Origin of the sequence: Tunturibacter psychrotolerans (assembly GCF_040359615.1) — a bacterium.
Lineage (GTDB): Bacteria > Acidobacteriota > Terriglobia > Terriglobales > Acidobacteriaceae > Edaphobacter > Edaphobacter psychrotolerans.
This window is the reverse complement of the sequence record NZ_CP132942.1, coordinates 3,921,295-3,943,698: the sequence shown is the minus strand read 5'-3', so window position 1 is coordinate 3,943,698 and position 22,404 is coordinate 3,921,295. Positions and strand designations below refer to the sequence as shown.

Below are 22,404 nucleotides of genomic sequence, written 5' to 3'. Positions count from 1 at the left end.
GCAGGTTTAGGAAATCTGCAGTGTGCACAGGTTTGCTCAGTAGATTTGACGCGGCAGCCAATCAAAAGTTCCCGAATGACGGCGATACGGAGAGTGGTCTAAATGTATCAGTCGTTGTAAGTATAAGAAAACGTTATGGTTGAAATCATTTTAGGATTGGCATTCCAATTGCATCTGTCGACCGTTGTGGATGAAGTTATTGGAACGCCCTACTAACCAGGAGAGTGAAAGAAATGGACTCCAAGAATCAGAGAGAGATGAAAATTAAATCTGCCTTAGTCGTTATGTTTGCTAGTGCCTTCGCGCTCACCTTCACGGTTGGCTGCTCGACCAAGAACTATGTCAAATCCCAAACCGCGCCGATCATCCAGGAGACAAACGACCTGGATACCAAGACCGCCGCTGACCACCGCAACATCGTCGATACGGACGAGCGCGCCAAGACCGGCATCGCGGGTGCACAATCTGCCGCCGACACAGCCAATCAGCATGCGCTCGCAGCTGGCCAGTCCGCAGATTCGGCAAATCAATCCGCCAAGGAAGCTTACAACCGGGTCGACAGCCTAAGCGGCGTCGTCGCCAACTTGGACAACTACAAGCAGATCTCGGATGTAAGTGTCACGTTTGCCTTTGACAAGTATGTTCTGACCGCGTCTGACAAGAAGCAGCTCGATGACTTGGCTGGAAACCTCGCCAACACCCGCGGTTACATTCTTGAAGTGACTGGCGGAACGGACTCGGTTGGTGATGCGCAGTATAACTACCAACTCAGCCAGCATCGTGCCGACGCAGTCGTCAACTATCTTTCCTCCAAATACAATATCCCGCCGCACAAGTTCTACCTGATCGGCATCGGCAAGGACCAGCAGGTTGCAAGTGACAGCACAGCCGAAGGTCGCGCGAAGAATCGTCGCGTCGACATCAAGCTGATGACCAATATGAGCAACGATCAGCCGAGCACTGCCGCCTCGGCCAAACCGAACGGACAGATGTAAACAACTCTCTCCGCAAGACCAAACGCGCCGGCATCATGTCGGCGCGTTTGCTTTTTAATCCCCTCACAAGCTTCGAGACAGATCTACGTCTTGAGCTTTCGATAGACAATTGCCAAGAGCGCAGACGCCAAAATAACCCAGGCAAACTGATACCAATAGAAAAACGGAAAGCCCCATAGCGCCGGCGTGGACTGCGCATAGACAATCGGGAAGCAAAGCCCAAGATAGGGCAGTAGAAGCAACAGAACCCACCGGCTCCTGCGTGTCCTTGATTCGGCTTTTCCTTTTTGTTCAGGCGTCATGGTGCAGAGCATAATGCATTTGATCAGAGATAGGGAAGCCATGTTCCTTCGGTAAGTCATCCGGTAAAGTTGAAGATATGTCCGAGTCCAACCCTGAGAATCTCCCCCAGAGGGCCGCTTCCGTTTCCACAGACTCAATTGGTGAGGCTGTAGCGATCATGGCGCGGCTGCGCGCCCCCGATGGCTGTCCCTGGGACCGCGAGCAGACCTTCGACTCTATCAAGCGACACACACTCGAAGAAACCTACGAGGTCTTCGACGCTATCGAACGCCGCGCCTGGCCTGACCTAAAGGATGAGCTCGGCGATCTACTGCTCCAAGTCCTCTTCTACGCGCAGATGGCCTCCGAGGCCGGCCACTTCGACATCCATGACGTAGCAGAAAATCTGAATGCCAAGCTCATTCGCCGCCATCCCCACATTTTTGCTGGTGCCGAAGCGGCTGATGCGAACGCCGTTCTGCGCAATTGGGAGCACATCAAACAGACCGAGAAGAAAGCATCCGCATCAACACAAGCCCCGATGCTGGACGACATCCCACGCTCGATGCCAGCCTTGATGGAGGCGGGTAAACTCGGCTCCCGAGCAGCAAAAGTGGGATTCGATTGGCCTGACACCGACGGCCTCTTCGACAAGCTGCACGAGGAAATCGGCGAACTCAAGGCTGAACTCGATCCGCCCTCAAGCCCTAGATCCCCGGGCGCGATCGAAGCAGAGCTGGGGGACATTCTCTTCACAGCCGTCAATCTCGCCCGACATCTCAAGGTTGACCCCGAATCGGCTCTGCGCACCACGAACGCAAAGTTTCGTCGGCGCTTCGCTGCAATGGAGTCTGCCGCGGGCAGCAGTGCCGCTCTGGCCGCGTCCACCCCCGATCAGCTCGAAACACTATGGAATCAGGCGAAGAACGCCGCCACCGAACCCACAAGGTCATGAACGAGAGCCCCCAAACTGCCATCCACATTCAGTCCCTTACCAGCCTTGAGCACTTTGAGCGCTGCGTCGTCCTTCAGCTCGAGGTTTGGGGTTACAGCGACGGTGATGTCATTCCACGGCGCGTCTTCGTCGTTGCGCAGCGCATCGGCGGCCAGGTTCTCGGAGCCTTCGACGGCGACACCATCGTGGGCTTCGCGATGTCCTTGCCGGGCTACCGCGACGGCAAACCCTATCTCCATTCGCACATGCTCGCCGTTCTGCCGCAGTACCGCAACTCCGGCATCGGCCGCCGCCTCAAACTCGCCCAGCGCGACGAAGCCATCGCACGCGGCTTCGAACTGATGGAGTGGACCTTCGATCCTCTGGAGATCAGGAACTCGCACCTGAACATCAGCCGGCTCGGCGTCATCGTTCGGCGCTACCAGGCAGATTTCTATGGCCCCTCATCCTCCCCATTGCAGGGAGGCCTCCCGACCGATAGGCTATATGCGGAGTGGTGGCTGCGCTCCGGCCGCGTAACCGATCTGCTACGCGGCGAGCCACAGCCGCAGCAGATCCTCGAACGCATTACAGTCCCGCACACCATCTACCAATGGAAGCAGGACCCCCAGCAGCGAAGCCTCGCGCAAACCCTGCAGAGTAATAACCGGGCGGCGCTCGAATCGGCATTCAAGCGCGGTTTGGCCGTGGTTGGCTACGAACGGGATGCTCAGGGCAATGGCAATTTCCTCCTGGGTCTCTGGAAATAACACCGGACAGATCTGATATATCAGTGCCGCACCGCAGTACAATTTGATTGAGCCCCGCACCAGACCCGCCACAATCCAGCAATTCGGAAAGACAGGACTGCAATGCTCAACATCGATGCGATTCACCTCCGCGAGATCAACCTGCCGCTCGCTCATCCCTTTGAAACCAGCTTCGGCCTCACCACCAGCCGCCGCATTCTCCTCGTAGAACTCGAATCTGAAGGTCTCACTGCATGGGGTGAGTGCGTTGCCGGCGAACACCCTTACTTTAGCGATGAGACCATCGACACCGCCTGGATCATCACAGAGTCAGAACTTGCCCCTCGCCTGCTTGAGGCTGATGTAGAGCGCGGCGGCAGTTGTCCCGATATCTTCCGCCAGGTCCGCGGCCATCGCATGGCGAAAGCTGCGTTGGAAAATGCCGTCTGGGATCTCGAAGCACAGGTGAAGCGTGTCTCGCTCGCAGATCTCCTCGGCGGAACCCGCGACGTAATTCCCTGTGGAGTTTCGATCGGCATCCAGCCCTCGCCCGCTCATCTGATGGACAAGATTGCCACCGAACTCGCCGCCGGCTATCAACGCATCAAGTTGAAATGCAAGCCAGGCTGGGACGTGAAAATCTTCGAAGCCGTCCGCGACCGGTGGCCCGACATCACGCTCAGCTGCGATGCCAACTCCGCCTACCGTATGAAAGACGTAGAAGACATCGTCGATTGGGACCGCTTCGATCTCCTCATGATCGAGCAGCCTCTCTGGTACGACGACTTCTACTTCCACTCCATGCTGCAGAAGCGCCTGCTCACCTCCATCTGCCTCGACGAGTCCATTCGCAATCGACGCGACGCTCTCGCCGCCATCGACATGGAGTCCTGTCGCATCATCAACATCAAGCTAGGTCGGGTCGGCGGCTTCAGCGAGGCCATCGCCGTGCATAATGCCGCAGAAGAGCGCGCCATCCCGGTCTGGTGCGGCGGAATGTTGGAAACAGGCATCGGCCGTTCGCACAATATTGCGCTCTCTTCGCTGCCGAACTTCTCGCTCCCCGGCGACGTCTCCGCCTCCAGCAGGTACTGGGAGCAGGACATCATTGAGCCGGAGGTCACAGTGAGCGATCGAGGGGAGATCACCGTACCAACCACACCCGGCAGAGGATTCGAAGTGCAACGTGACCGGATCGAAGCCCTGACCGTTCGTCGGCAAACGCTCCACGCGAAGGCCCGCGTGACGGCCTGATAGGTCCCGTTATCGATTCGGTAGCGGCGTATTCAACATCATCCGAATAGCGTCCTGGTAGCTCATTGGCCCAATCGTTTGAACGTCGCTGCCGGTTGACTCGGTATGTACGTTGACTGTCTTCAGCATCAGGGCACGCACGCTGAGCCGCATCGAAAAGTAAGTGAAGATCCATCGATCGCCGCCAGCGTCGGTTTGATTCAGCTCCAGTTTGCCCCCCGGATAGATATGGGCGAGCATGCCCCATCCGAAGTTCACACCACGCGAGATCGTCCCTTCCATGCGAACCAGGTAATGCGACTTGGTATCGATCCACACCCTTCCTTCAAGCCCGGTCAATGCCTCTGCTTCTGTGTTTGGAGGATTGAACTTTGGGTTCGGCTTGTAGTCGATTACGATCTCCAACGCGCCTTTATTTCTGCCTGACTGTGGCTGCCCCGGCGTGTAGGTGAAGATTGCTGAATCAGCCATCAAAGGAACTAATTTGTCCGCCATCTTGCGGTCCGATTCGGTATTCCGGATATGCCTGAAGAAGGCTGACGGAGATGCGATCATGTCGTTCAGGCGCTGCCGCTCCGCCTTATCCTGCTCATCGGTCAGCGGTTTTCCATCTCTCATAATCAGCCGCGCAACCGTTCCATCTTTGCTCTCAACGACGTCACGGACTACATCGCCCTTATCGCTGATTGTGTGAGTGCGATATCGCAAATAGGAGTCAATATGATGAAGTGCTTTGAGTTCATTCGCCGACGCGTCTACGATCCAGGAGCGCGGCGGTATCGACAGCAAGGATGCTTCGCCTACATCTTTTGTCGTAGCACCACCCTGTGCCTGCGCAAGCCCAGCGGCCGCGGGCAACAGCAGCAGAATAGATCCAATAACGACCCGGTAGAGTGATCTTCTTTGTTCTAAAACTGGCCTGAATCGCGGCCTACCCGCTGAAGCTGCGTTCTGCGCTTCCACCGTAGCCATTACCAACCGACACCTCTCATCTCCCCATTCTATGGTCTTTCATAAGACTCACCGAGCCCGGCAAAGTATTCGCGGTTTGCCTCTCGGCATGAGCTTGGGTATAGTTCGGGCAAGGTACACATGCAGTAGACAGGACCTCAAGGGAGAATAAAACGTCTATGAAACCAGCAGAGGGTTCCACCGTCATCGGTAAGTCGGTCGTCATCCGGGGACAACTCTCCGGAGATGAGGACCTTTACATCGACGGAGACATCGAAGGAACCATCACCCTCAAGGACAGCGGTTTGACCATCGGGCCCAACGCACGCGTTCGCGCCGATGTCACCGTCCGCGACGTCACCGTATTTGGTCATCTTACAGGCAACGTGCAGGCCACAGGCCGCGTCGATCTGCGCCAGTCCGCAATCGTCAACGGGGACATCCTCGCAGGTCGGCTCTGCATCGAAGAGAGTGCCATTTTGAAGGGAAGTGTAGAGCTAAAGCAAGCCTCCGGAACGCAATCTAAGTCCTCAGCTTCCGCCGCAACACCCTCTGCGCCAGTCGAGGCGAGCGCTCCTTTGTTCACTCAACCACAGGCATAGAACCAGAAAGGGAAGCGGGCTCATGCGCAGCCTTTTCGGCAGTAGCGAAAGTACAAGCAGTCCACGAGGCGGCGACACCGGTCGCATTCCTCGGCACTCCAGTGGATGGAAAGAGTTGATGAAGCACCTGCAGACGCAGGACTCACTACGCATCCTCGACATTGGACCCACTTCGTCCACCAACATCAACTACATCACCAGCCTCGGCCACAGCATCTACATGGCAAGCGTCGTCGACGAAGCATCGAAACCGGAGTGGCTCACTCCCGGCAAAGAGGGCGAGCCACCCAGCTTCGATGTCGATCGATTTCTTGAGAGCAATCTCAACTTTTCCGGCCGCGTATTCGACGTCGTCATCTTCTGGGACACAGCTGATTATCTTCCGGAGCCTCTCATTGCGCCAGTACTGTCCCGTATCCACAAGGTGCTTCAACCTGGCGGTCTTATGCTTGCTTTCTTTCACCAGACAAGCAGTCCGGAGACATTCTTCTGTCGATATCATCTGACCGATACCGACGTAGTGGAAATGCAGCGTGCGGGGAACTACCCATTGCTCAACGTCTTCAATAATCGCAAGATTGAAAACCTGCTCAGTGAGTTTAGTAACTTCCGATTCTTTCTCGCAAAAGACAGCCTTCGCGAGGTCATTATCACCCGATGAGGATACGGCTACTTTCCGGTCTTGGCCGGGCATTAGTTAGTGCGAAAAGCGAAGGCGCCTCAACTCGAGGCGCCTTCGCTTTTTCAAGGAACAATTCTTACGAAGTTATCCCTTCGAACTCTGCTTCCGGCGCTCGGCCCAGCGCTTCTTCATCGCATCGGCGATTCGTTTGCGGCCCTCGGGGCTCAATTTGCGTTTGCGAGGGGCCGTAGCTGCTGATGCTGTGGCAGCGGCGTTCTTGCTCCCTTTGGGACGGCCAGGGCCGGTGCGCTTAGCTGTTGCCGTCGTTCCGGCCAGTAACGCACGTGCCTGCTGTAGCTTTGCGATCTGGCCATCAATCTCGGCAATAATACGGCTAACTTCCACGTGTTACCTCCAATGGCAAGGTAGATCGAGTTATCGGAGTTCTATCTCGCCTACCAATTCTTGTTGCCACCTCATGACGATACATAAGTAGCTAAGATGATGCAAACAGTAAGTAACTCGTCCGTCTATTTCGTTTTGACTGTATTAGCTTCATGGTCGTCTGTTATATGTGCCGTTTTCGGAGCGCGAATCGCATACCCAGGTCCTGCTTCATCCAGCTCCTCGTGCCGCGCCCCCCCGAGGCCACGACGATGATGAGACTCATCAATGCACCTTTGCAGATCTTTCAGGGTTCCTTGTTTGTCTCGTGCAAACTCAGTCGCCATGCGGGTCAGCGCGTAGGTAAGGATGTCACTGTGATGCAAGTCCTCCATATCCGGCGCACGCCGAATATTAAGCCAGAGACGATGCACCAGCTGTACTTCGTGCGGTTCGATAGTAGGTGCGTGCGGTCCAATGTGGAAGCTAAGTGACTCGCCATCCGGTTTGATGACATAAAAAGTAAACTGTCGCTTTGGCTCAGGGAGTGCCTCCCATGCCTGGCCAACATGGTAGGCCTGCTCCTCAGCCGTAAGCTTAGTCGAGAGTCCAGAAACCACAGCCGCTGCATCCAGTGAGTTAGCCGTCTGCACGAGCGCCGAAAAGATATCTCCGGCAGGAACTACCAATAGAGAAATATGCTTCCCGAAGCTTTCCGCTACCGAAACAGCTTTGGTAAATAGCATCTGTTCATGCTCGCTGAATAACTGCTCGGATGCATCGACATACTCCGGCCCTCCGGCACCCATCATTCGGGCGGCCAGCACTACCAGGTCCTGATCGTCCGTATTCGTGTGCGTCAAAGCCCACTTCAACGCGAAAGGCGCGGCGGAATCGCGCATCGTCACCACTACCGCACCCGGTCGAATCTCAAGCGCTTCACGGCCTACATTATCCTGATGCTCCAGTTGAAAGTGCTCTTTCATCTGCAGCGTCGTCAGGTCGTGCCGACGTTTATTGTCTCTCTCCGAGAGAGAAAAAATCACAAAGAATGCAGCTGCAAAGACAATCCCACTTACCGTAGCAACCGATTTCGTAAATAAATTAACAATTGCAGTCGTAAGCAGAACCAGGAAGACACAAAGTAGTCCCAGAGGGATCTCTGTCTTTCCGATTCGAATATTAAGTGGCACCTTCCAGCCACGTTCACCCTTGTACTTCCACCGCAGCACAAGCATCGCAAGGGCATTGAAGGTAAAGCTCCAGATCACGCCAAACGCGTAGGCTTCGCCCAACATGATGACGTTGCCTCGAGTCACGAAGATCGTGAACATCTGCAGCCCGGCAACCAGGTTCACGATGCGAAAGCTGGTTCCGTATTTGCGTTGCGGCTTGCGAAACCAGTCTGACAGGACTCCATCCTCGGCAACCCGCATCAGCACGCCAGTCGAACCGACGATTGCGGTATTCACTGCTCCACCAAGAATCAGAAATCCCACGATCACCACAAAGACTCGGAAGCCGATCCGCACTGCCAGCGGACCCACCATAAACATTGCCATCCCGGCGATAAGGTTGTCGCGATACACCGGCACCCGCACCGTGTCCGGAATCAACATCACAGCCAGCAACGTGCCAATGCCGGTAAAAATGAAGCTGTAGATCGCGATCACGATCGCTGCACGCTTCAGGTTCTTCAGCTTCGGGTGTTCGATCTCGCGGTTCACCTGCGCCAGTGATTCCTCGCCGCTCATCGCAAGGACGGAGTGCCCAAACGCCATCAGGACGCCGAACAAACCAAGCGTCCGCATGAATCCCGTGTGCTTCAGAAATCCAAGAGCGTCCTTACTGAAGTGAAGATTGCCAGGCGTTGGCCAGGGCGGCAGGTGCGCTCCTACATGAATCGCCGAAAATACTCCCCACGAAAGCAGGATCACAACCATCACGGTCGTGATCTTCATCACCTTCAGCGCCTTATCGCTGGACTCTTCAATCCCTTTAGTGTTCTGCCACCAGAAGTAGGTAGTGATCAGCGCGGCAATCGCAGCAGAAGTACCGTCGATCGGCAACTGTCGAGCCGCCCCGCTCGAATGCATCACAAGCCTGCTGGCCCAGTGATGCGCGGCGCAAAGCCGCAACAGTTCATTCGCCAGACCCACAATGTACTGCCCGGCCGAGACGCCCGAGATAGGTCCCGTCAGAATATAGTCGAACATCAGCGCCGAGACGCTCAGCTTCGCAAAAGTCCCGCCCAACGCCTCCTTCACAATCCGGTAAACGCCGCCCCGCGTGAACATGCTGCAGCTCTCGACATAAACCGCACGCACCGCAAAACTGAACAGCATCACGCCCAGAATGAACCACGGCGCAGCCTTACCCACCGCCTCTTCCGCAATGCCGCCCGCATAAAACGCCGAGGAGCCCAGGTCGTTGAGCACAATTGCCGCGGCTCGCCAGAACGAAATGAAGGTGAGCATGACCGACGACGCCACCACCAGGCGAACGCGGTTCGATTGTGGCTTGTTGATAGTTTGTTTAGATCCCATTATGGTTTGCTGTTTGATAACCCGAACAGCCAGCGATACTGAATAACTTCAGCATGTGCGACGGCCACTCCCCGACCTCAAGTGGAACACTGCCAACACCCACCGGCAAGAGCAGAGTGTGATCCTGCTTCCGCCGTTGACAGCTATTCTTCATCCCCCAGCAACTCCTTCAAATCCTCTGCAAAACTCACCACAATCACGACCGCGGACCCCGCCATGCCAATAAAGAAGAGCGGAACAACAATCTTCGCGACGAGATGAATGACAAAATCCATGCGCATCTATTGTAGCTCTCAACCAGCTGAAAACTAACTTGAAATTCTCACCTCGATGTTAGACTTCAGACCGATGCGACTTATCCCCCTGCGACTTTGGGCCATGGCTGTACTCTCGGGTGTCCTCCAGGTTCTCCCGTTTCCCATCGCAGGGCCCGTGCCTGTCTGGCGAACCACCTTTTGTTGGATCGCACTCCTCCCCCTTATCTGGGCCATTCTCGCTAACGACAAGAACGACAACCCACTTACACTCCGTCGGGCAGCCGCCCTCGGCTATCTCTGCGGCTTCGTCTGGTACATGGGCAACTGCTACTGGATCTACCAGACCATGTATCTCTACGGCGGCCTTGCCAAGCCCGTTGCCGCTGGCATTCTCATTCTCTTTTGTCTGTACCTTGGCCTTTATCACGCTGTCTTTGGTACGTTGCTCGCCGCCTTCCGAAGCCGCTTCGGTCGTCAACTCGCATTGTTATTCGTACCCTTCGCGTGGGTGGCCGTAGAACTAGCCCGAGCCCGCATCACCGGTCTTCCGTGGGATGTTCTCGGCATCGCCCAAGTTGACAACCCAATGTTGATCCACCTGGCGCCCATCACAGGAGCCTACGGCCTCTCCTTCGTCATTGCGGCGGTCAACGCCCTCTGGCTCCTTCGCATCCGCCTTCGCGAGCGCCGCTACACCCGGCCTGTGCTCACCGCGGCGGGAGTCATCATCGTCGTCGTCTATATATTGGGTCTTCGCCTCATCGCAAACCCAAAGCCGTCGCCTACCACCGCGACAGCCACCCTCGTACAGGAGAATCTCGAGGTAGGAGCCGCCAACACCGGCCCGCAGCCGACAACTCAGCAGTTCCTCGACTCCTTCTCCTACCTCAGCCGCTACCCCTCGACGAAGTTTCTCCTGGGAACTCCCGAACTCCCCGGCACTCAGACGGTCTATCTCGTCCGCCCCCGCGCCTCCGAAGATGCCGACGTCAACGTCCCCGCCTCAACCAATCTCATTGTCTGGCCCGAATCGCCCGCTCCCTTCGAAGACATTGACCCCCAATTCCGCTCTGCGATGTCGGCTCTCGCCCAATCAGCGCAAGCTCCTATCATCGTCGGCAACATCGGCTTCCAGCCAAATCCCGCAAACAAATCGGGCTACACACCCTACAACCGCGCCTCCTTCATCAACGCCGACGGCGCCTTCGTCGGCCACTACGACAAGATGCATCTCGTTCCCTTCGGCGAATACGTTCCCTTCAAAGAGTTCTTCTTCTTCGCCAAAAATCTCCTCAACGAAGTAGGCACCTTCGAGCCCGGCGCGCAGCGCACCGTCTTTTCCACCGGTGGCCACACCTACGGCGTCTTCATCTGCTACGAATCCATCTTCGGCGACGAGATCCGTCACCTCACCCAACAGGGCGCCGACGTCCTCATCAATATCTCCAACGACGGCTGGTATGGAAACACCAGCGCCGCATGGCAACATCTCAACATGGTCCGCATGCGCGCCATCGAAAACCATCGCTGGATCCTGCGCGCTACCAACACCGGCGTTACCGCGGCCATCAACCCCTACGGTCGGGTCGTCTCCGCCTTACCACGCCATCTGCGATCCAGTCTCCGCGTCCACTTCGGCTACGAGCACGGCCTCACCTTCTACGCCGAGCATGGCGATCTCTTCGCCTACGCCTGCGCTCTCGTCACCACCCTCGGCCTGGTCTTCAGCCTGAAATCGAAATTCACGTAAACTAGAGATTATGCTTAGCGATCTCGAATACTCCTACTCCCCGGTCCGCGACAAAGTACGCGATCTGCGGGAGTATCTTTGACTCGGCCCGACTCCGCCGCGAACTAGCCGTCATTGAAGAAAAAATAGCCGATCCCACCGTGTGGGCCGACGCCTCGCGTTCGCAACCCCTCATGCGCGAACGCAAACGCATCGAAACCCTCCTCGCCGACGACGCTGAACTCGCTCGCCGCTCCGACGACATCGAAGCCTACTTCGAGCTCGCCCGCGAAGGCGAAAACACCGAGCCAGACCTCGTCCGCGAGATTCCCGCCCTTGTAGATTTCTCCGAAAAGCTCGAATCCAAGACCATGCTCTCCGGCGAAACCGATTCGCTCAACGCCATCGTCACCGTACATCCGGGCGCAGGAGGAACCGAGTCCCAGGACTGGGCCGAGATGCTCATGCGCATGTACATCCGCTGGGGCGAGCGCCAGAACTTCAAGGTTGAGATCAACGAAGTTCAGGATGGGGACGAGGCTGGCATCAAATCCGCCACCTTCACCATCTCCGGCGACTTCGCCTTCGGTCTTCTCTCCGGCGAAACCGGCGTCCATCGCCTCGTCCGCATCTCGCCCTTCGACTCCGCCAAGCGTCGCCACACCAGCTTCGCCAGCGTCTTCGTCTCGCCCGAAATCGACGACACCATCGTCATCGACATCAAGACTGAAGACCTCCGCATCGACACCTACCGCTCCGGCGGCAAGGGTGGCCAGCACGTCAACACCACCGACTCCGCCGTTCGCATCACCCACATCCCCACTGGCCTCGTCACGGGCTGCCAGAACGAACGCTCCCAGCACAAGAACAAAGAGCGAGCCATGAAGATGATGCGCTCAAAGCTCTACGAGTACGAACTCGACAAAAAGAAAGCTACAGCTCGCAAGCTCGAAGACTCCAAACTCGACATCAAGTTCGGCTCGCAGATTCGCAGCTACGTCTTGCAGCCCTACCGCATGGCAAAAGACCTACGCACCCGCGTCGAAGTGGGCGATGTCGACAAAGTCCTCGATGGAGACCTGGAGCCCTTCATCCGCGGCTACCTCCGCATGCGTCGCGAGGGCAACTTCCCAGCCGAAGCAATAGCGGATGACGACGTCGCATGACATCTGTCACTCTTCGGTGTGACAAGCAGCACTATCGCAGCAGGGAGGGAACAAGGGATACTCCTTCAAGTCGATGTCCGGCATCCTAAAAGAAATCGGCAGGAGAAGCCCTTGTATACCGAACTCACAAACAAACCCGACTACGGTGTAGACGCGCCCGCAGTCATGCGCAACTTCTTTCTCTTCGGCGCCGCCTGCCTGCTGCTAGCTATCTTCGCGCCACGCGTTCTTCACCTTGGCCCCATCGAGCTCAACACTCGCAGCATGTATTGGCCCGCAGGCTTCCTCATCGGCGAGGGCTTTCTCTTCCTGCTCTACGTCAAGGTAGGAAAATTCCGTCACCGCGACTTCATGCTCAGCCTGCACCCATGGCGTGGCGACGAAAACGTCCTGGACGTAGGCTGTGGCCGAGGCCTTCTCCTCGCAGGAGCAGCCAAACGCATCGCCGCTCTTTCCGGCACCGGCCACGTCACCGGCATCGACGTCTGGTCCAATGTCGACATGGGCGGCAACTCCGCGGCCGCCACCCAGCGCAATCTCGACCTTGAGGGCGTCTCCGACTACTGCACCCTCCTCAGCCAACCCGCACAGCAGATGTCTTTCCCCGACGCCACCTTCGACGTAGTTGTCTCCAATCTCTGCATCCACAACATCTACGACCAGCCAACCCGCCATCAGGCTCTGCTGCAGATCGTCCGCGTACTCAAACCGGGAGGCGTCGCTCTCATCTCCGATTACAAACTCACAGGCGAGTACGCCACGGAGTTTCGTAACGCCGGCCTGGTGGTCGAAAAAAAACGAGGTAGCCTCGTCACGACCTTTCCGCCCCTTACCGTCATTATCGCCCGCAAACCGATGTAACTCTGGCGCTTCCGTCGCATCCAATGTTGGAGCCGAGGAGGCACAAACGAGTGAGCACACCCAAGCCGGGCGCAACAAAGGCAGCAGACCCAAAAAGCACACCAGATGAACAAGCACCGTTGCGTAAACAGTTGATCGCGCTCCTGGATGGCGGTCAGGCCCATTCGACCTTCGACGAAACCATCAGAGATTTCCCCACCGGACACCGTGGCACAGTCCCACCCAATCTCCCTTACTCCGCCTGGCAGCTTTTGGAGCATCTTCGCATCACACAGCGCGACATCCTCAACTTCTCCGCGCCTCCAACCGGTGGCTACCACCCCATCGCATGGCCCGACGACTACTGGCCGAAGTCCCCCCAGCCACCCTCATCCAACGCCTGGGATCAGTCCATCACACTCATACGCTCCGACCTCGAACACTTCGAAGCCCTCATCAATAATCCCAGCTCCGATCTCTTCAAACCGTTCCGCTGGGGTGACGGACAAAACCTTCTCCGCGAGGCCCTCCTCGTCGCCGATCACACCTCCTACCATCTCGGCGAACTAGTCGTGCTCCGCCGCCTCCTGGGCGCCTGGCACAAGTAAACTCGTATTCAAAGGCACCCAACCCAAATGAATGAACCGGAGATCATCCGCAGCACCCTGGGCGTCACCACCGCAGAACATCCACGCACGATTGCCGTCATTGGACTCTCGGAAGACTCCGCCAAACCCAGCCACTACGTCTCCGCCTACATGCAGCAGCACGGCTACAAGCTCTACCCCATCAATCCCTCCATCCCCGACGTCCTCGGCGAAAAATCCTACGCCTCTCTCTCAGACCTCCCCATCAAGCCGGACATCGTCAACGTCTTCCGCCTGCCAAAGTTCATCCCCGCCATCGTCGAAGAGATGATCCAGCTCGGTCTCCCAAACCTCTGGGTCCAACTGGGAATCGTCAATCGCGAAGCCGCCGCCCGCGCAGAAGCGGCCGGAATTCACGTCGTTATGGACCACTGCATCATGGTCGAACACCGCCATCTGACACCTAGGTGACAAACACCCACAGTCCTAAGTCCTACAATTGAGATTGAATGAATAACGTACGCAAGTTCTCCGCCTTCCTGTTCCTCGTCTGCGCCTCTCTCTTCTTCACTCCCGCGCACGCGCAGCTGCAGGTCGTCGGCGACGGCGGCCCCGGCCCCGTCAAAGCCCAGCATCTCACCGCCGAACTCGTCTCCCTCTCCCCCGACATCGCCCCCGGCGGCACCCTCCAGGTCGGCCTCGTCCTTACCCTCGAAGAGCACTGGCACGTCTACTGGATCAACGCCGGCGACTCCGGTGAGCCGCCCAAAATCACCTGGACCCTCCCCGAAGGCATCACCGCCGGCCCCATGCTCTTTCCCATCCCCAGCCGCCTTCCCCTCGGCCCGCTGATGGACTTCGGCTACGAAGACGAAGTCGCCTTCCCCGTGCAACTCACCGCCGCCAGCTCGCTCAAGCCCGGCCCCACCCACATCGATGCTAAGGTCACCTACCTGGTCTGCCGCGAGGTCTGCATCCCCGGCAAAGCCCACCTCGGCCTCAACCTCAACATAGTCCCCGGAGCACCTGCCGCGCAGCCCGTCGGCGCCCTCGGCGAAGCCCTCACCCTCATCCCCAAGCCACTCCCAGCTGACACTAAACTCACCGTCACCGGCGGCAAAACCGACTTCGTCCTCAACCTCACCACCGGCGGTCGCGAAACCAACGCCGAGTTCTACCCCTCCGATCAAGACCAGATCGCAAACGCGGCCCCCCAACAGATCGAGCCAACCTCAGACGGCGTTCGTCTCCGCGTCCGTCGCTCCGAAGATCTGAAAACCCTCCCCGCCCAGCTCCACGGCGTGCTCAAGCTCTCCGATACCCAAGCCTACGAAGTTACCGCCCCCGTCACTCCTGGCGAAGTCGCCCCGGCCCCCGGTAGCAAAGTTGCAGGTAGCCCCGCAACCAGTAGCGTGACAACGGTCAGCGCCATTGGCCTCGCCTTCGTAGGCGGCATCATCCTCAACCTGATGCCCTGCGTCTTTCCCGTTCTCTTCCTCAAAGGTCTCGCCCTCGTTCAGTCCTCCGGACAGGAGCGCAAACATCTCCGCAGCCACGGCCTCGTCTATACCCTCGGCATCCTGGTCTCCTTCTGGATCATCGTCGCGGCCCTGCTCATTCTCCGCGCCACCGGCAGCCAGGCTGGATGGGGCTTCCAACTCCAGTCCCCAACCTTCATCGCTGTGCTCGCAGCGGGCCTCTTCTTCTTTGCCCTCTCGCTTGCCGGACAGTTCGACCTCGGCCTCTCCCTCACCAGCGTAGGCGGCGGCCTCGCCCAAAAGCAGGGTTACACCGGCAGCTTCTTCACCGGAGTCCTCGCCACCATCGTAGCCACGCCCTGCACCGCACCGCTCATGGGAGCAGCCATCGGCTTTGCTCTCGCGCAACCCGCCGGCATCACCTTCGCCGTCTTCACCGCCCTCGCGCTCGGCCTCGCCACTCCCTATCTGCTGCTCAGCTTCCAACCCGCCTGGACCCGCATCCTCCCCCGTCCCGGCGCGTGGATGGAGATCCTCAAGCAGCTCACCGCCGTCCCTCTCTTCGGCACCGCAATCTGGCTCGCCTGGGTCTACGGCAACCTCCACAGCGGCAACAGTCAGGGCGTCGACCACCTCACCCGCCTGCTCTGGTGCTTCCTCGCACTAGCCATCGCAGGTTGGGCCCTCGGCAAATGGCCCGCCAACTGGAAGAGCGCCATCGCGGCTCTTCTCATCGCTGCGCTGGGCCTCGCCATTCCGCTCTACCAGCCCAAAGACACCACTCTCGTCTGGGCTCCCTACTCACAACAATCCCTCGACCAGGCCCGCGCCGCCGGTCATCCTGTCTTCATCGACTTCACCGCCGCCTGGTGTCTCAGCTGCCAGGTCAACGAGCGCGCCGTCCTGAAATCCGCCGACGTCCAACATCAGTTCAGCAAAAACAACGTCACCCTCCTCAAGGCCGACTGGACCCAGTACGACCCCGAGATCACCAAGCAACTCGCCTCGGTCAACCGCAGCGGCGTCCCCACCTACGTCATCTACCCGGCGATGAAGAACTCCTCAGCCGACGTCCTGCCCGAACTCCTCACCAAAGACATCGTCCTCACCGCACTCGAAAAGGACGTGAAGCCATAACGACCGAATCCACACAAGCAGAAGATCCGCGACCTCATCAACAGTAAAACGGCGGCCTCTCGCGACCGACAGGAAGCCGCGTTTGCTTCAGACCCGTTGCCAAGGGCGCTCATCTTGCCGTAGTTGGCGGAATCAAATCTTCCGCAGCAACGATCTGCCATTGGCCGTCGCGTTTTACCCATACATCTGTCCAGACGAAGCGGCCGCGTCTCTCTCCCGCCGCATCCCTTTGCACCCAGGATTCGCTGCCTTGAGCAACAGCAGTCTTCCCGAAGAAACGAACCGACATGCCGTCCAGATGATCAGAGATAAAAGGTCCGGGGCCGCTGCGCGCATCCGCTATCGTCTGGGCTTTGTTCATCCCTCTTCCATCTGGATAGATCCACATAAAATCATCGGCCAGAATTCTCTCAGGCACGGAACTATCATTCGTGGCGACTGACTCCGCCCACTGTCGTTCACTCATCTCGATGTACTGTCGATCGCGCTCGCGTTGCCGATCACAGCCTGTCGTGAACACGACCAGAACGATCAGAGCCAAATTGAGAATCGTCCGTAGATTTGTCTGCGAACGACACAGGTGTCTGGATTTCATAACGTGAAGCCTAGTCCTGCCCCTCGACACAGTCGAGCTTGCATCTTGTTCTCGCAGCTGGTTCTTGCCTCCGAACCTTGCATCTGACCAATGTCCGTCGCAAAATATAACCTTGCGGAGGCCACCAATGTCTTACGGCAAACTCCTCGCCCTCACCCTTGCAATATTCACCGTCATCTTCACTCTCCCCGCGCTCGCCGTAGGCCCTGGCGCCACCGCCCCCGACTTCAAAGGCACCGACTCCAACGGCATCCAGCACACCCTCTCCGAGTACCGCGGCAAGTTCGTCGTGCTCGAATGGGCTAACCAGGGCTGTCCGTTTGACCGTAAGCACTATCTCAGCGGCAGCATCGAGTCGCAGCAACGCGACTGGACAGCCAAAGGCGTCGTCTGGCTCTCCGTCATCTCCTCCGCGCCCGGCGAGCAGGGATACGTCACCCCCGCGCAGGAGAACACCTACCTCAAGACCATGCACGCCGCACCTACCGCCGCCCTCCTCGATCCCGACGCCACCATCGCTCGCCTCTACGAAGCCAAGACCACACCACACATCTTCGTCATAGACCCCACCGGCAAGCTCATCTATCAAGGCGCCATCGACGACAAACCCACCACAGAGCAGTCCGACCTCAAGGGCGCCCGCAACTACCTCAACGAAACCCTAACTGCTGCCATGGCCGGCAAACCGTTGCAGGTCGAGAGCACACGCCCCTACGGCTGCTCCGTGAAATACGCCCACTAGCAGTCACCGTCACATCTTGAACGAGCTCTCCGCTGCTGCCTCAATCTCTGCTTTCGTCAGCACAACTTTACGCTGCGCCATCGACCACCTGTGTCCAAACGGATCGTTCAATTGGCCGTACCGGTCGCCCCAGAACTGATCAGCCAAAGGCATCACCACAATTCCGCCAGCAGCGACGGCCCGCTCCCACGCCGCATCCACATCGTCCACCTGCAAATGAATTACCACGGGCGAACCGTGCAATGCCTCCGGTGTAGAAGGCATTTCACCAGTTTTGTCCGAAAAATCATCCGACAGCATAAAGATGCCGCCGTTGATGCTCAAACAAGCGTTCATCACTCTTTCGGTTCCTGGAGCAAGATGCAGCTCTTGCTGCACCGCGCCAAACGCCTTCTTATAAAACTCAATCGCGGCAATGCCATTAGGGACCACCAGATAAGGAAACAGCGGCGACGCAGCAGCCATCACGACACCTCACAATAGAGTTGAAAAACACTCATCAAAATACCACTGCTACCGGCGTTTTTCTGCCTTTATCCGCGCAATCTCTTCCATCCGCTGCGCCAGCAGCTTCTCTCGTCCTTCATTCGTCGGATGGTAGTAGCGCCGCCCCGCAAGTCCCACCGGCAGGCACTCCATATCCGCCACGCGACCCTCCACATCATGCGCGTACTGATAGTCCTTGCCGTAGTCGAGCGACTTCATCAGCTTCGTCGGCGCATTCCGCAGATGCAGCGGCACCGGCTCCGCAGCCGTCGCTTCAATATCCGCCTTCACCGCGCCATAAGCCGTATAAACCGCATTCGACTTCGGTGCGAGCGCAAGATAAACCACTGCCTGCGCCAACGCCAGCTCCCCCTCCGGATGCCCCAGAAAATGCATCGCATCCCGCGCACTCAAACAAAGATTCAGCGCCTCAGGAGCCGCCAGCCCAATATCCTCCACTGCCATCCGCACAATCCGACGCGCACAGTACATCGGATCTTCACCAGCCTCAAGCATCCGTCCCAGCCAATACATCGCCGCATCCGGGTCCGAGTTTCTCACGCTCTTATGCAGCGCCGAAATAATGTCGTAGTGTTGCTCGCCCTTCTTGTCATACAGCAGCACCCTGCGCTGCAAAGCCTCCGCAGCCAGCGCTTTCGTAATCAGCTTCTCCCCACGACCCTCCGCAAGCTTCGCCGCCACATCCAGAGCATTCAGCGCGTTCCTCGCATCTCCACTCGAATACGAAGCAATCGTAACCAAAGCATCTTCATCCGCCTCAACGCCACTCGCTCCCAGCCCACGCTCAACATCCGTTAGCGCCCGTTGCAGCAGCCCAACCACCTGCTCTTCGGTCAACGCCACCAGGGTATAAACCCTGCATCGCGACAGCAGCGCCGCATTGATCTCAAACGAAGGATTCTCCGTCGTAGCCCCGATCAGCCGAATCGTCCCCCGCTCCACATACGGCAGAAACGCATCCTGCTGCGCCTTGTTAAATCGGTGAATCTCATCCACAAACAAAATCGTCCGCGACCCGAAGCTCGCCGCCTTCTCCGCCTCCACCATCACGTTCTTAATCTCTTTGATCCCACTCAACACCGCTGAGAACTCAATAAAACTAGCCTCCGTCATCTGCGCAATAATCTTCGCCAGCGTAGTCTTCCCGGTCCCCGGAGGCCCCCAAAAAATCATCGACGTAGGATCATCGCCTTCAATCGCCAACCGCAATGGCTTCCCCGACCCCAGCAGATGATCCTGCCCGACATACTCCGCAAGCGTACGCGGCCGCATCCTCTCCGCCAACGGCGCCTGCCGCCCACGCGCAGCCGCAGCGGCTATCGGACTAGCATCAAACAAACTCATTCACCCACCTGCTTCAAAGTCGCTTCCGTCATCGCCCTTTCTTTGATGCCGTCCTCAACGTCGATGCCGTCACCTACCTGGAAGTCGTCATCCTGAGCGGAGCGAAGGATCCCTGTATTTCGCTTTTGTTTTTTGTCTTGCCCGCTGCCCCCAGTTCGTTGCCTCGAAGCCTCATACAACAACAACGACCCCGCCACCGCCGCATTCAAACTCTCCACCGGCCCAGGGCAGGGAATCGTCACCCGCGCATCGCACATCTCGATCCACTCCGCCGCCAACCCGCTGCCTTCATTCCCAATCATCACCGCACAAGCCGAAATAAAATCCATCTCCTGCGCCGCAATCACACCAGAGTCCTCCGCCCCCACAGCCGCAATCAACCGAACACCACGGCCCTTTAACTCTGCGACCTCCGCAGCCGTCACCCCAACCACCGGCACACGAAACACACTCCCCACACTAGCTCGCAGCGCCTTCTGATTCCACGCACTCACAGTGCCCGCCGTAGTCAAAACACCACCAGCCCCAAACGCCTCGGCCGACCGTACCAGCGTCCCCAGATTCCCCGGATCCTGCACTCCCGCCGCAATCAAAATCAGAGCCATCCCCGAGCCATCAAACAAATCCGCCAAAGTCCTCACCGGAGGCACCATCAAAGCCGCCACTCCCTGCGGCGACTGCGTCTCCACCACACTCCCAAACACCTCATCCGTGACCCGCAGAACCTCCACCCCACGCGGCACAATCCTAGGCACCGCTCGCCGCTCACTCACAAACACACTCTTCAAAACCATCCCACTCCGCAGCGCCTCTTCCAGCAGATGGTCCCCTTCAATCGCGACCATCCCGCCACTCAACCGCGCATGGCCCTGAAACGCCGCTCGCAGCTGCTTCACCCGCGCATTCGCCCTGCTCGAAACCACCAACTCCGGAGTCTGCATCTCCCAAATCTTACGCCGTCGCCCGTCTCCCGCCCGCTTCGCTGTTCTTGAGTCCACAGAGGCGGTATGCTAAGGTGCGAGACTGCAACAATCGCAGCAGACCCCGGCCCCAGCGGACGGACTTACCGGCACAGGAGCAAGATTTGACCGCCGAAACACTCCGTATCCATCCCGACGAGCCCGAACCGGCGCTCATCGACTACGTCGTCTCCAGCCTCAACAACGGCAACGTCGTCGCGCTCCCCACCGACACCTTCTACGGCCTCGCCGTCGACCCCGTCAACCTCAAGGCCGTCGACCGCATCTACGACCTCAAGGCCCGCGCCCGCCACAAGCCCCTCTCGCTCCTCATCGCCGAGGTCGCCCAGGCCTACGAGCTCGCCCGCCAGCTCGACTCCGCCTTCGACCGCCTCGCCGAAAAATTCTGGCCCGGCCCTCTCACCATCGTCGTCAAAGCTGGCTCCAAACTCCCCCTCCGCGTCACCGCCAACACCGGCAACCTCGCCCTCCGCGTCCCCGAAGCCGCGATCCCGCGCGCCGTGGTCACTCGTCTCGGCTTGCCCATCACCGCTACCTCCGCCAACCTCGCCGGCCACCCCGAATGCGCCTACGCCACCGGCGTCCGCGAGCAGCTTGGCGACAAGATTCCCCTCATCGTCGACGGCGGCCCCACCGCCCGCACCACCGCCACCACCATCGTCGATCTCTCCGGCGGCGGCAACTCCTGGATGATCCTCCGCGAAGGCGCCATCCCCACCCACGAGATCGCCCTCGCCCTCCAGCACTAGCCATCTCCCAGCCAGCCCTAAAAAAATGCATCGAGCCCCGCAGCCTCAACCCTGTAGACTAGCTCGATGCAAAAGTTGAATCTTGTGGCATAGCCTTGGGTCTTCGCTCGCTCTCTGGGGAAAAATGATCGTGCCTCAATCCAATCTGCGCAGCCGGGACACCACGCGGAGCCTCGTCTTGCGCCGTCTCTTCGCGCTTTTTCTCTTAGTCGTCACCATATGGTGCGTCTGGGTCTACGAGCAGATCGACACCGTCGCCAGCCAGGACAACGCCCAACCCGCCGACGCCATCGCCGTCTTCGGCGCAGCCGAGTACTCCGGCCACCCCTCGCCCGTCCTCCACGCCCGCCTCGACCACGCCGTCGAGCTCTACCGCAAACAAATAGCCCCCCTCGTCATCACCCTCGGCGGCGGCACCGACAAAGATTCCGGCAACACCGAAGGCGGAGTCGGCCGCGACTACCTCCTCGCTAACGGCATTCCCTTCGCCAACATCATCGCCGAGACCCGCTCCATCGACACCGAACAACAAGTCCACCGTCTCGCCGCCATCGCCCACGAAAACAATCTCCACCACATCGTCGTCGTCTCCGACGGCACCCATCTCTTCCGCATCCGCAAGCTGTGCGAAGACGCCGGCCTCGATGTCTACACCTCACCCCGCCCCCTGCTCGGCCACATCAGCAACTACGACCTCTTCATGCGCTACGTGCACGAGATCATCAGCTACACCGCCCTCCGCCTCAATGTCAACGAAGGCTTCCTGCACAGCTGGCTCGAAGGCAAACCCGAAGTCTAGCTTGCTGTTGCTTTTCTTGTTGTCATCCCCGGAGGGGATCTGCTGTTGCCGTCTCTTCCCAACTCACAAACTCCCTCATCTCGACCGGAGCAATCGACAGCTTCACCGTCGGTTGCGCAGTAGAGAGACCCCCATATTTCGTGTTCACTTTGTTCGAAGCTTATGAACCCATGAA

General features: G+C 58.4%; 24 protein-coding genes. 15 read left to right on the top strand and 9 right to left on the bottom strand.

Features of this window, described 5'->3' with window-relative positions; translation table 11 throughout:
• Nucleotides 1–257: 257 nt before the first annotated feature.
• Complete coding sequence (locus RBB77_RS16440) at nucleotides 258–995, top strand: OmpA family protein (RefSeq protein ID WP_353062822.1); 738 nt, start codon at nucleotides 258–260, stop codon at nucleotides 993–995.
• 83 nt (nucleotides 996–1,078) lie between these two features.
• On the opposite strand, the gene RBB77_RS16435 is transcribed toward RBB77_RS16440, so the two are convergent.
• Entirely contained in the window at nucleotides 1,079–1,297 is a 219-nt protein-coding gene (locus RBB77_RS16435) for a DUF3311 domain-containing protein (protein WP_353067648.1), read from the bottom strand.
• 77 nt (nucleotides 1,298–1,374) lie between these two features.
• Here RBB77_RS16435 and mazG point away from each other — a divergent pair, with 77 nt between their 5' ends.
• The 3 genes from mazG to menC all read left to right on the top strand — a co-directional run bounded on the left by mazG (nucleotide 1,375) and on the right by menC (nucleotide 4,214).
• Nucleotides 1,375–2,232 (top strand): nucleoside triphosphate pyrophosphohydrolase, encoded by an 858-nt coding sequence (mazG, locus tag RBB77_RS16430; protein ID WP_353062821.1) that lies wholly within the window; start codon nucleotides 1,375–1,377, stop codon nucleotides 2,230–2,232.
• Nucleotides 2,229–2,981, top strand: a complete 753-nt coding sequence (locus tag RBB77_RS16425; protein ID WP_353062820.1) for a GNAT family N-acetyltransferase — start codon at nucleotides 2,229–2,231, stop codon at nucleotides 2,979–2,981. Before mazG ends, RBB77_RS16425 begins: the two co-directional genes overlap by 4 nt.
• Before the next feature lie 102 nt (nucleotides 2,982–3,083).
• Complete coding sequence (gene menC / locus RBB77_RS16420) at nucleotides 3,084–4,214, top strand: o-succinylbenzoate synthase (RefSeq protein ID WP_353062819.1); 1,131 nt, start codon at nucleotides 3,084–3,086, stop codon at nucleotides 4,212–4,214.
• A gap of 9 nt (nucleotides 4,215–4,223) precedes the next feature.
• Here menC and RBB77_RS16415 read toward each other — a convergent pair whose 3' ends face one another.
• Nucleotides 4,224–5,186, bottom strand: coding sequence for a hypothetical protein (locus tag RBB77_RS16415; protein ID WP_353062818.1), 963 nt, complete (start codon nucleotides 5,184–5,186; stop codon nucleotides 4,224–4,226).
• 158 nt (nucleotides 5,187–5,344) lie between these two features.
• On the opposite strand from RBB77_RS16415, the gene RBB77_RS16410 reads away from it, so the two are divergent.
• Nucleotides 5,345–5,767 carry a bactofilin family protein gene (locus tag RBB77_RS16410; protein WP_353062817.1) on the top strand — a complete coding sequence of 141 codons (423 nt, stop codon included), beginning with the start codon at nucleotides 5,345–5,347 and terminating at the stop codon, nucleotides 5,765–5,767.
• A 118-nt stretch (nucleotides 5,768–5,885) separates the two neighbouring features.
• Entirely contained in the window at nucleotides 5,886–6,428 is a 543-nt protein-coding gene (locus RBB77_RS16405; RefSeq protein WP_353062816.1) for a class I SAM-dependent methyltransferase, read from the top strand.
• A 105-nt stretch (nucleotides 6,429–6,533) separates the two neighbouring features.
• Here the strand turns inward: RBB77_RS16405 and RBB77_RS16400 are convergent, their stop codons facing one another.
• The 3 genes from RBB77_RS16400 to RBB77_RS16390 all read right to left on the bottom strand — a co-directional run bounded on the left by RBB77_RS16400 (nucleotide 6,534) and on the right by RBB77_RS16390 (nucleotide 9,600).
• The gene (locus RBB77_RS16400) at nucleotides 6,534–6,794 is read right to left on the bottom strand and encodes a hypothetical protein (protein ID WP_353062815.1); all 261 of its coding nucleotides are present in this window, start codon (nucleotides 6,792–6,794) and stop codon (nucleotides 6,534–6,536) included.
• Between the two features lie 125 nt (nucleotides 6,795–6,919).
• On the bottom strand, nucleotides 6,920–9,319 hold the full coding sequence (locus RBB77_RS16395; protein WP_353062814.1) for an APC family permease: 2,400 nt from the start codon (nucleotides 9,317–9,319) through the stop codon (nucleotides 6,920–6,922).
• A gap of 143 nt (nucleotides 9,320–9,462) precedes the next feature.
• A complete protein-coding gene (locus RBB77_RS16390) occupies nucleotides 9,463–9,600 on the bottom strand; it encodes a hypothetical protein (RefSeq protein WP_183975451.1) in 138 nt (45 codons plus the stop codon).
• 97 nt (nucleotides 9,601–9,697) lie between these two features.
• Between RBB77_RS16390 and lnt the strand changes: the two genes are divergently transcribed.
• From lnt to RBB77_RS16360, 6 genes are all read left to right on the top strand, one after another.
• Entirely contained in the window at nucleotides 9,698–11,326 is a 1,629-nt protein-coding gene (lnt, locus tag RBB77_RS16385; RefSeq protein WP_353062813.1) for an apolipoprotein N-acyltransferase, read from the top strand.
• Between the two features lie 10 nt (nucleotides 11,327–11,336).
• Nucleotides 11,337–12,471, top strand: a protein-coding gene (gene prfB, locus RBB77_RS16380; RefSeq protein WP_353062812.1) for a peptide chain release factor 2 whose coding sequence is annotated in 2 segments (ribosomal slippage) — nucleotides 11,337–11,405 and nucleotides 11,407–12,471 — 1,134 coding nt in all. Because the reading frame shifts where the segments join, the coding sequence is not laid out codon by codon here.
• Between the two features lie 111 nt (nucleotides 12,472–12,582).
• Nucleotides 12,583–13,332 carry a class I SAM-dependent methyltransferase gene (locus RBB77_RS16375; RefSeq protein ID WP_353062811.1) on the top strand — a complete coding sequence of 250 codons (750 nt, stop codon included), beginning with the start codon at nucleotides 12,583–12,585 and terminating at the stop codon, nucleotides 13,330–13,332.
• A gap of 50 nt (nucleotides 13,333–13,382) precedes the next feature.
• Nucleotides 13,383–13,919, top strand: coding sequence for a DinB family protein (locus RBB77_RS16370; protein ID WP_353062810.1), 537 nt, complete (start codon nucleotides 13,383–13,385; stop codon nucleotides 13,917–13,919).
• A gap of 27 nt (nucleotides 13,920–13,946) precedes the next feature.
• Complete coding sequence (locus RBB77_RS16365) at nucleotides 13,947–14,369, top strand: CoA-binding protein (protein WP_353062809.1); 423 nt, start codon at nucleotides 13,947–13,949, stop codon at nucleotides 14,367–14,369.
• 38 nt (nucleotides 14,370–14,407) lie between these two features.
• On the top strand, nucleotides 14,408–16,513 hold the full coding sequence (locus tag RBB77_RS16360) for a protein-disulfide reductase DsbD family protein (RefSeq protein WP_353062808.1): 2,106 nt from the start codon (nucleotides 14,408–14,410) through the stop codon (nucleotides 16,511–16,513).
• Nucleotides 16,514–16,622: 109 nt separating this feature from the next.
• On the opposite strand, the gene RBB77_RS16355 is transcribed toward RBB77_RS16360, so the two are convergent.
• Entirely contained in the window at nucleotides 16,623–16,979 is a 357-nt protein-coding gene (locus RBB77_RS16355; protein WP_353062807.1) for a nuclear transport factor 2 family protein, read from the bottom strand.
• Nucleotides 16,980–17,235: 256 nt separating this feature from the next.
• On the opposite strand from RBB77_RS16355, the gene RBB77_RS16350 reads away from it, so the two are divergent.
• A complete protein-coding gene (locus RBB77_RS16350; protein WP_353062806.1) occupies nucleotides 17,236–17,850 on the top strand; it encodes a redoxin domain-containing protein in 615 nt (204 codons plus the stop codon).
• A gap of 9 nt (nucleotides 17,851–17,859) precedes the next feature.
• Here the strand turns inward: RBB77_RS16350 and RBB77_RS16345 are convergent, their stop codons facing one another.
• The 3 genes from RBB77_RS16345 to RBB77_RS16335 are packed head-to-tail and all read right to left on the bottom strand — an operon-like array spanning nucleotide 17,860 to nucleotide 20,699.
• The gene (locus RBB77_RS16345) at nucleotides 17,860–18,315 is read right to left on the bottom strand and encodes a VOC family protein (protein WP_353062805.1); all 456 of its coding nucleotides are present in this window, start codon (nucleotides 18,313–18,315) and stop codon (nucleotides 17,860–17,862) included.
• A gap of 48 nt (nucleotides 18,316–18,363) precedes the next feature.
• Nucleotides 18,364–19,701 carry a replication-associated recombination protein A gene (locus RBB77_RS16340; protein ID WP_353062804.1) on the bottom strand — a complete coding sequence of 446 codons (1,338 nt, stop codon included), beginning with the start codon at nucleotides 19,699–19,701 and terminating at the stop codon, nucleotides 18,364–18,366.
• Complete coding sequence (locus tag RBB77_RS16335) at nucleotides 19,698–20,699, bottom strand: TrmH family RNA methyltransferase (RefSeq protein ID WP_353062803.1); 1,002 nt, start codon at nucleotides 20,697–20,699, stop codon at nucleotides 19,698–19,700. Before RBB77_RS16335 ends, RBB77_RS16340 begins: the two co-directional genes overlap by 4 nt.
• 86 nt (nucleotides 20,700–20,785) lie before the next feature.
• Here RBB77_RS16335 and RBB77_RS16330 point away from each other — a divergent pair, with 86 nt between their 5' ends.
• Together RBB77_RS16330 and RBB77_RS16325 are read left to right on the top strand one after the other, a co-directional pair.
• Nucleotides 20,786–21,430, top strand: a complete 645-nt coding sequence (locus RBB77_RS16330) for an L-threonylcarbamoyladenylate synthase (protein WP_353062802.1) — start codon at nucleotides 20,786–20,788, stop codon at nucleotides 21,428–21,430.
• A gap of 130 nt (nucleotides 21,431–21,560) precedes the next feature.
• A complete protein-coding gene (locus tag RBB77_RS16325) occupies nucleotides 21,561–22,229 on the top strand; it encodes a YdcF family protein (RefSeq protein WP_353062801.1) in 669 nt (222 codons plus the stop codon).
• Nucleotides 22,230–22,404 lie beyond the last annotated feature (175 nt).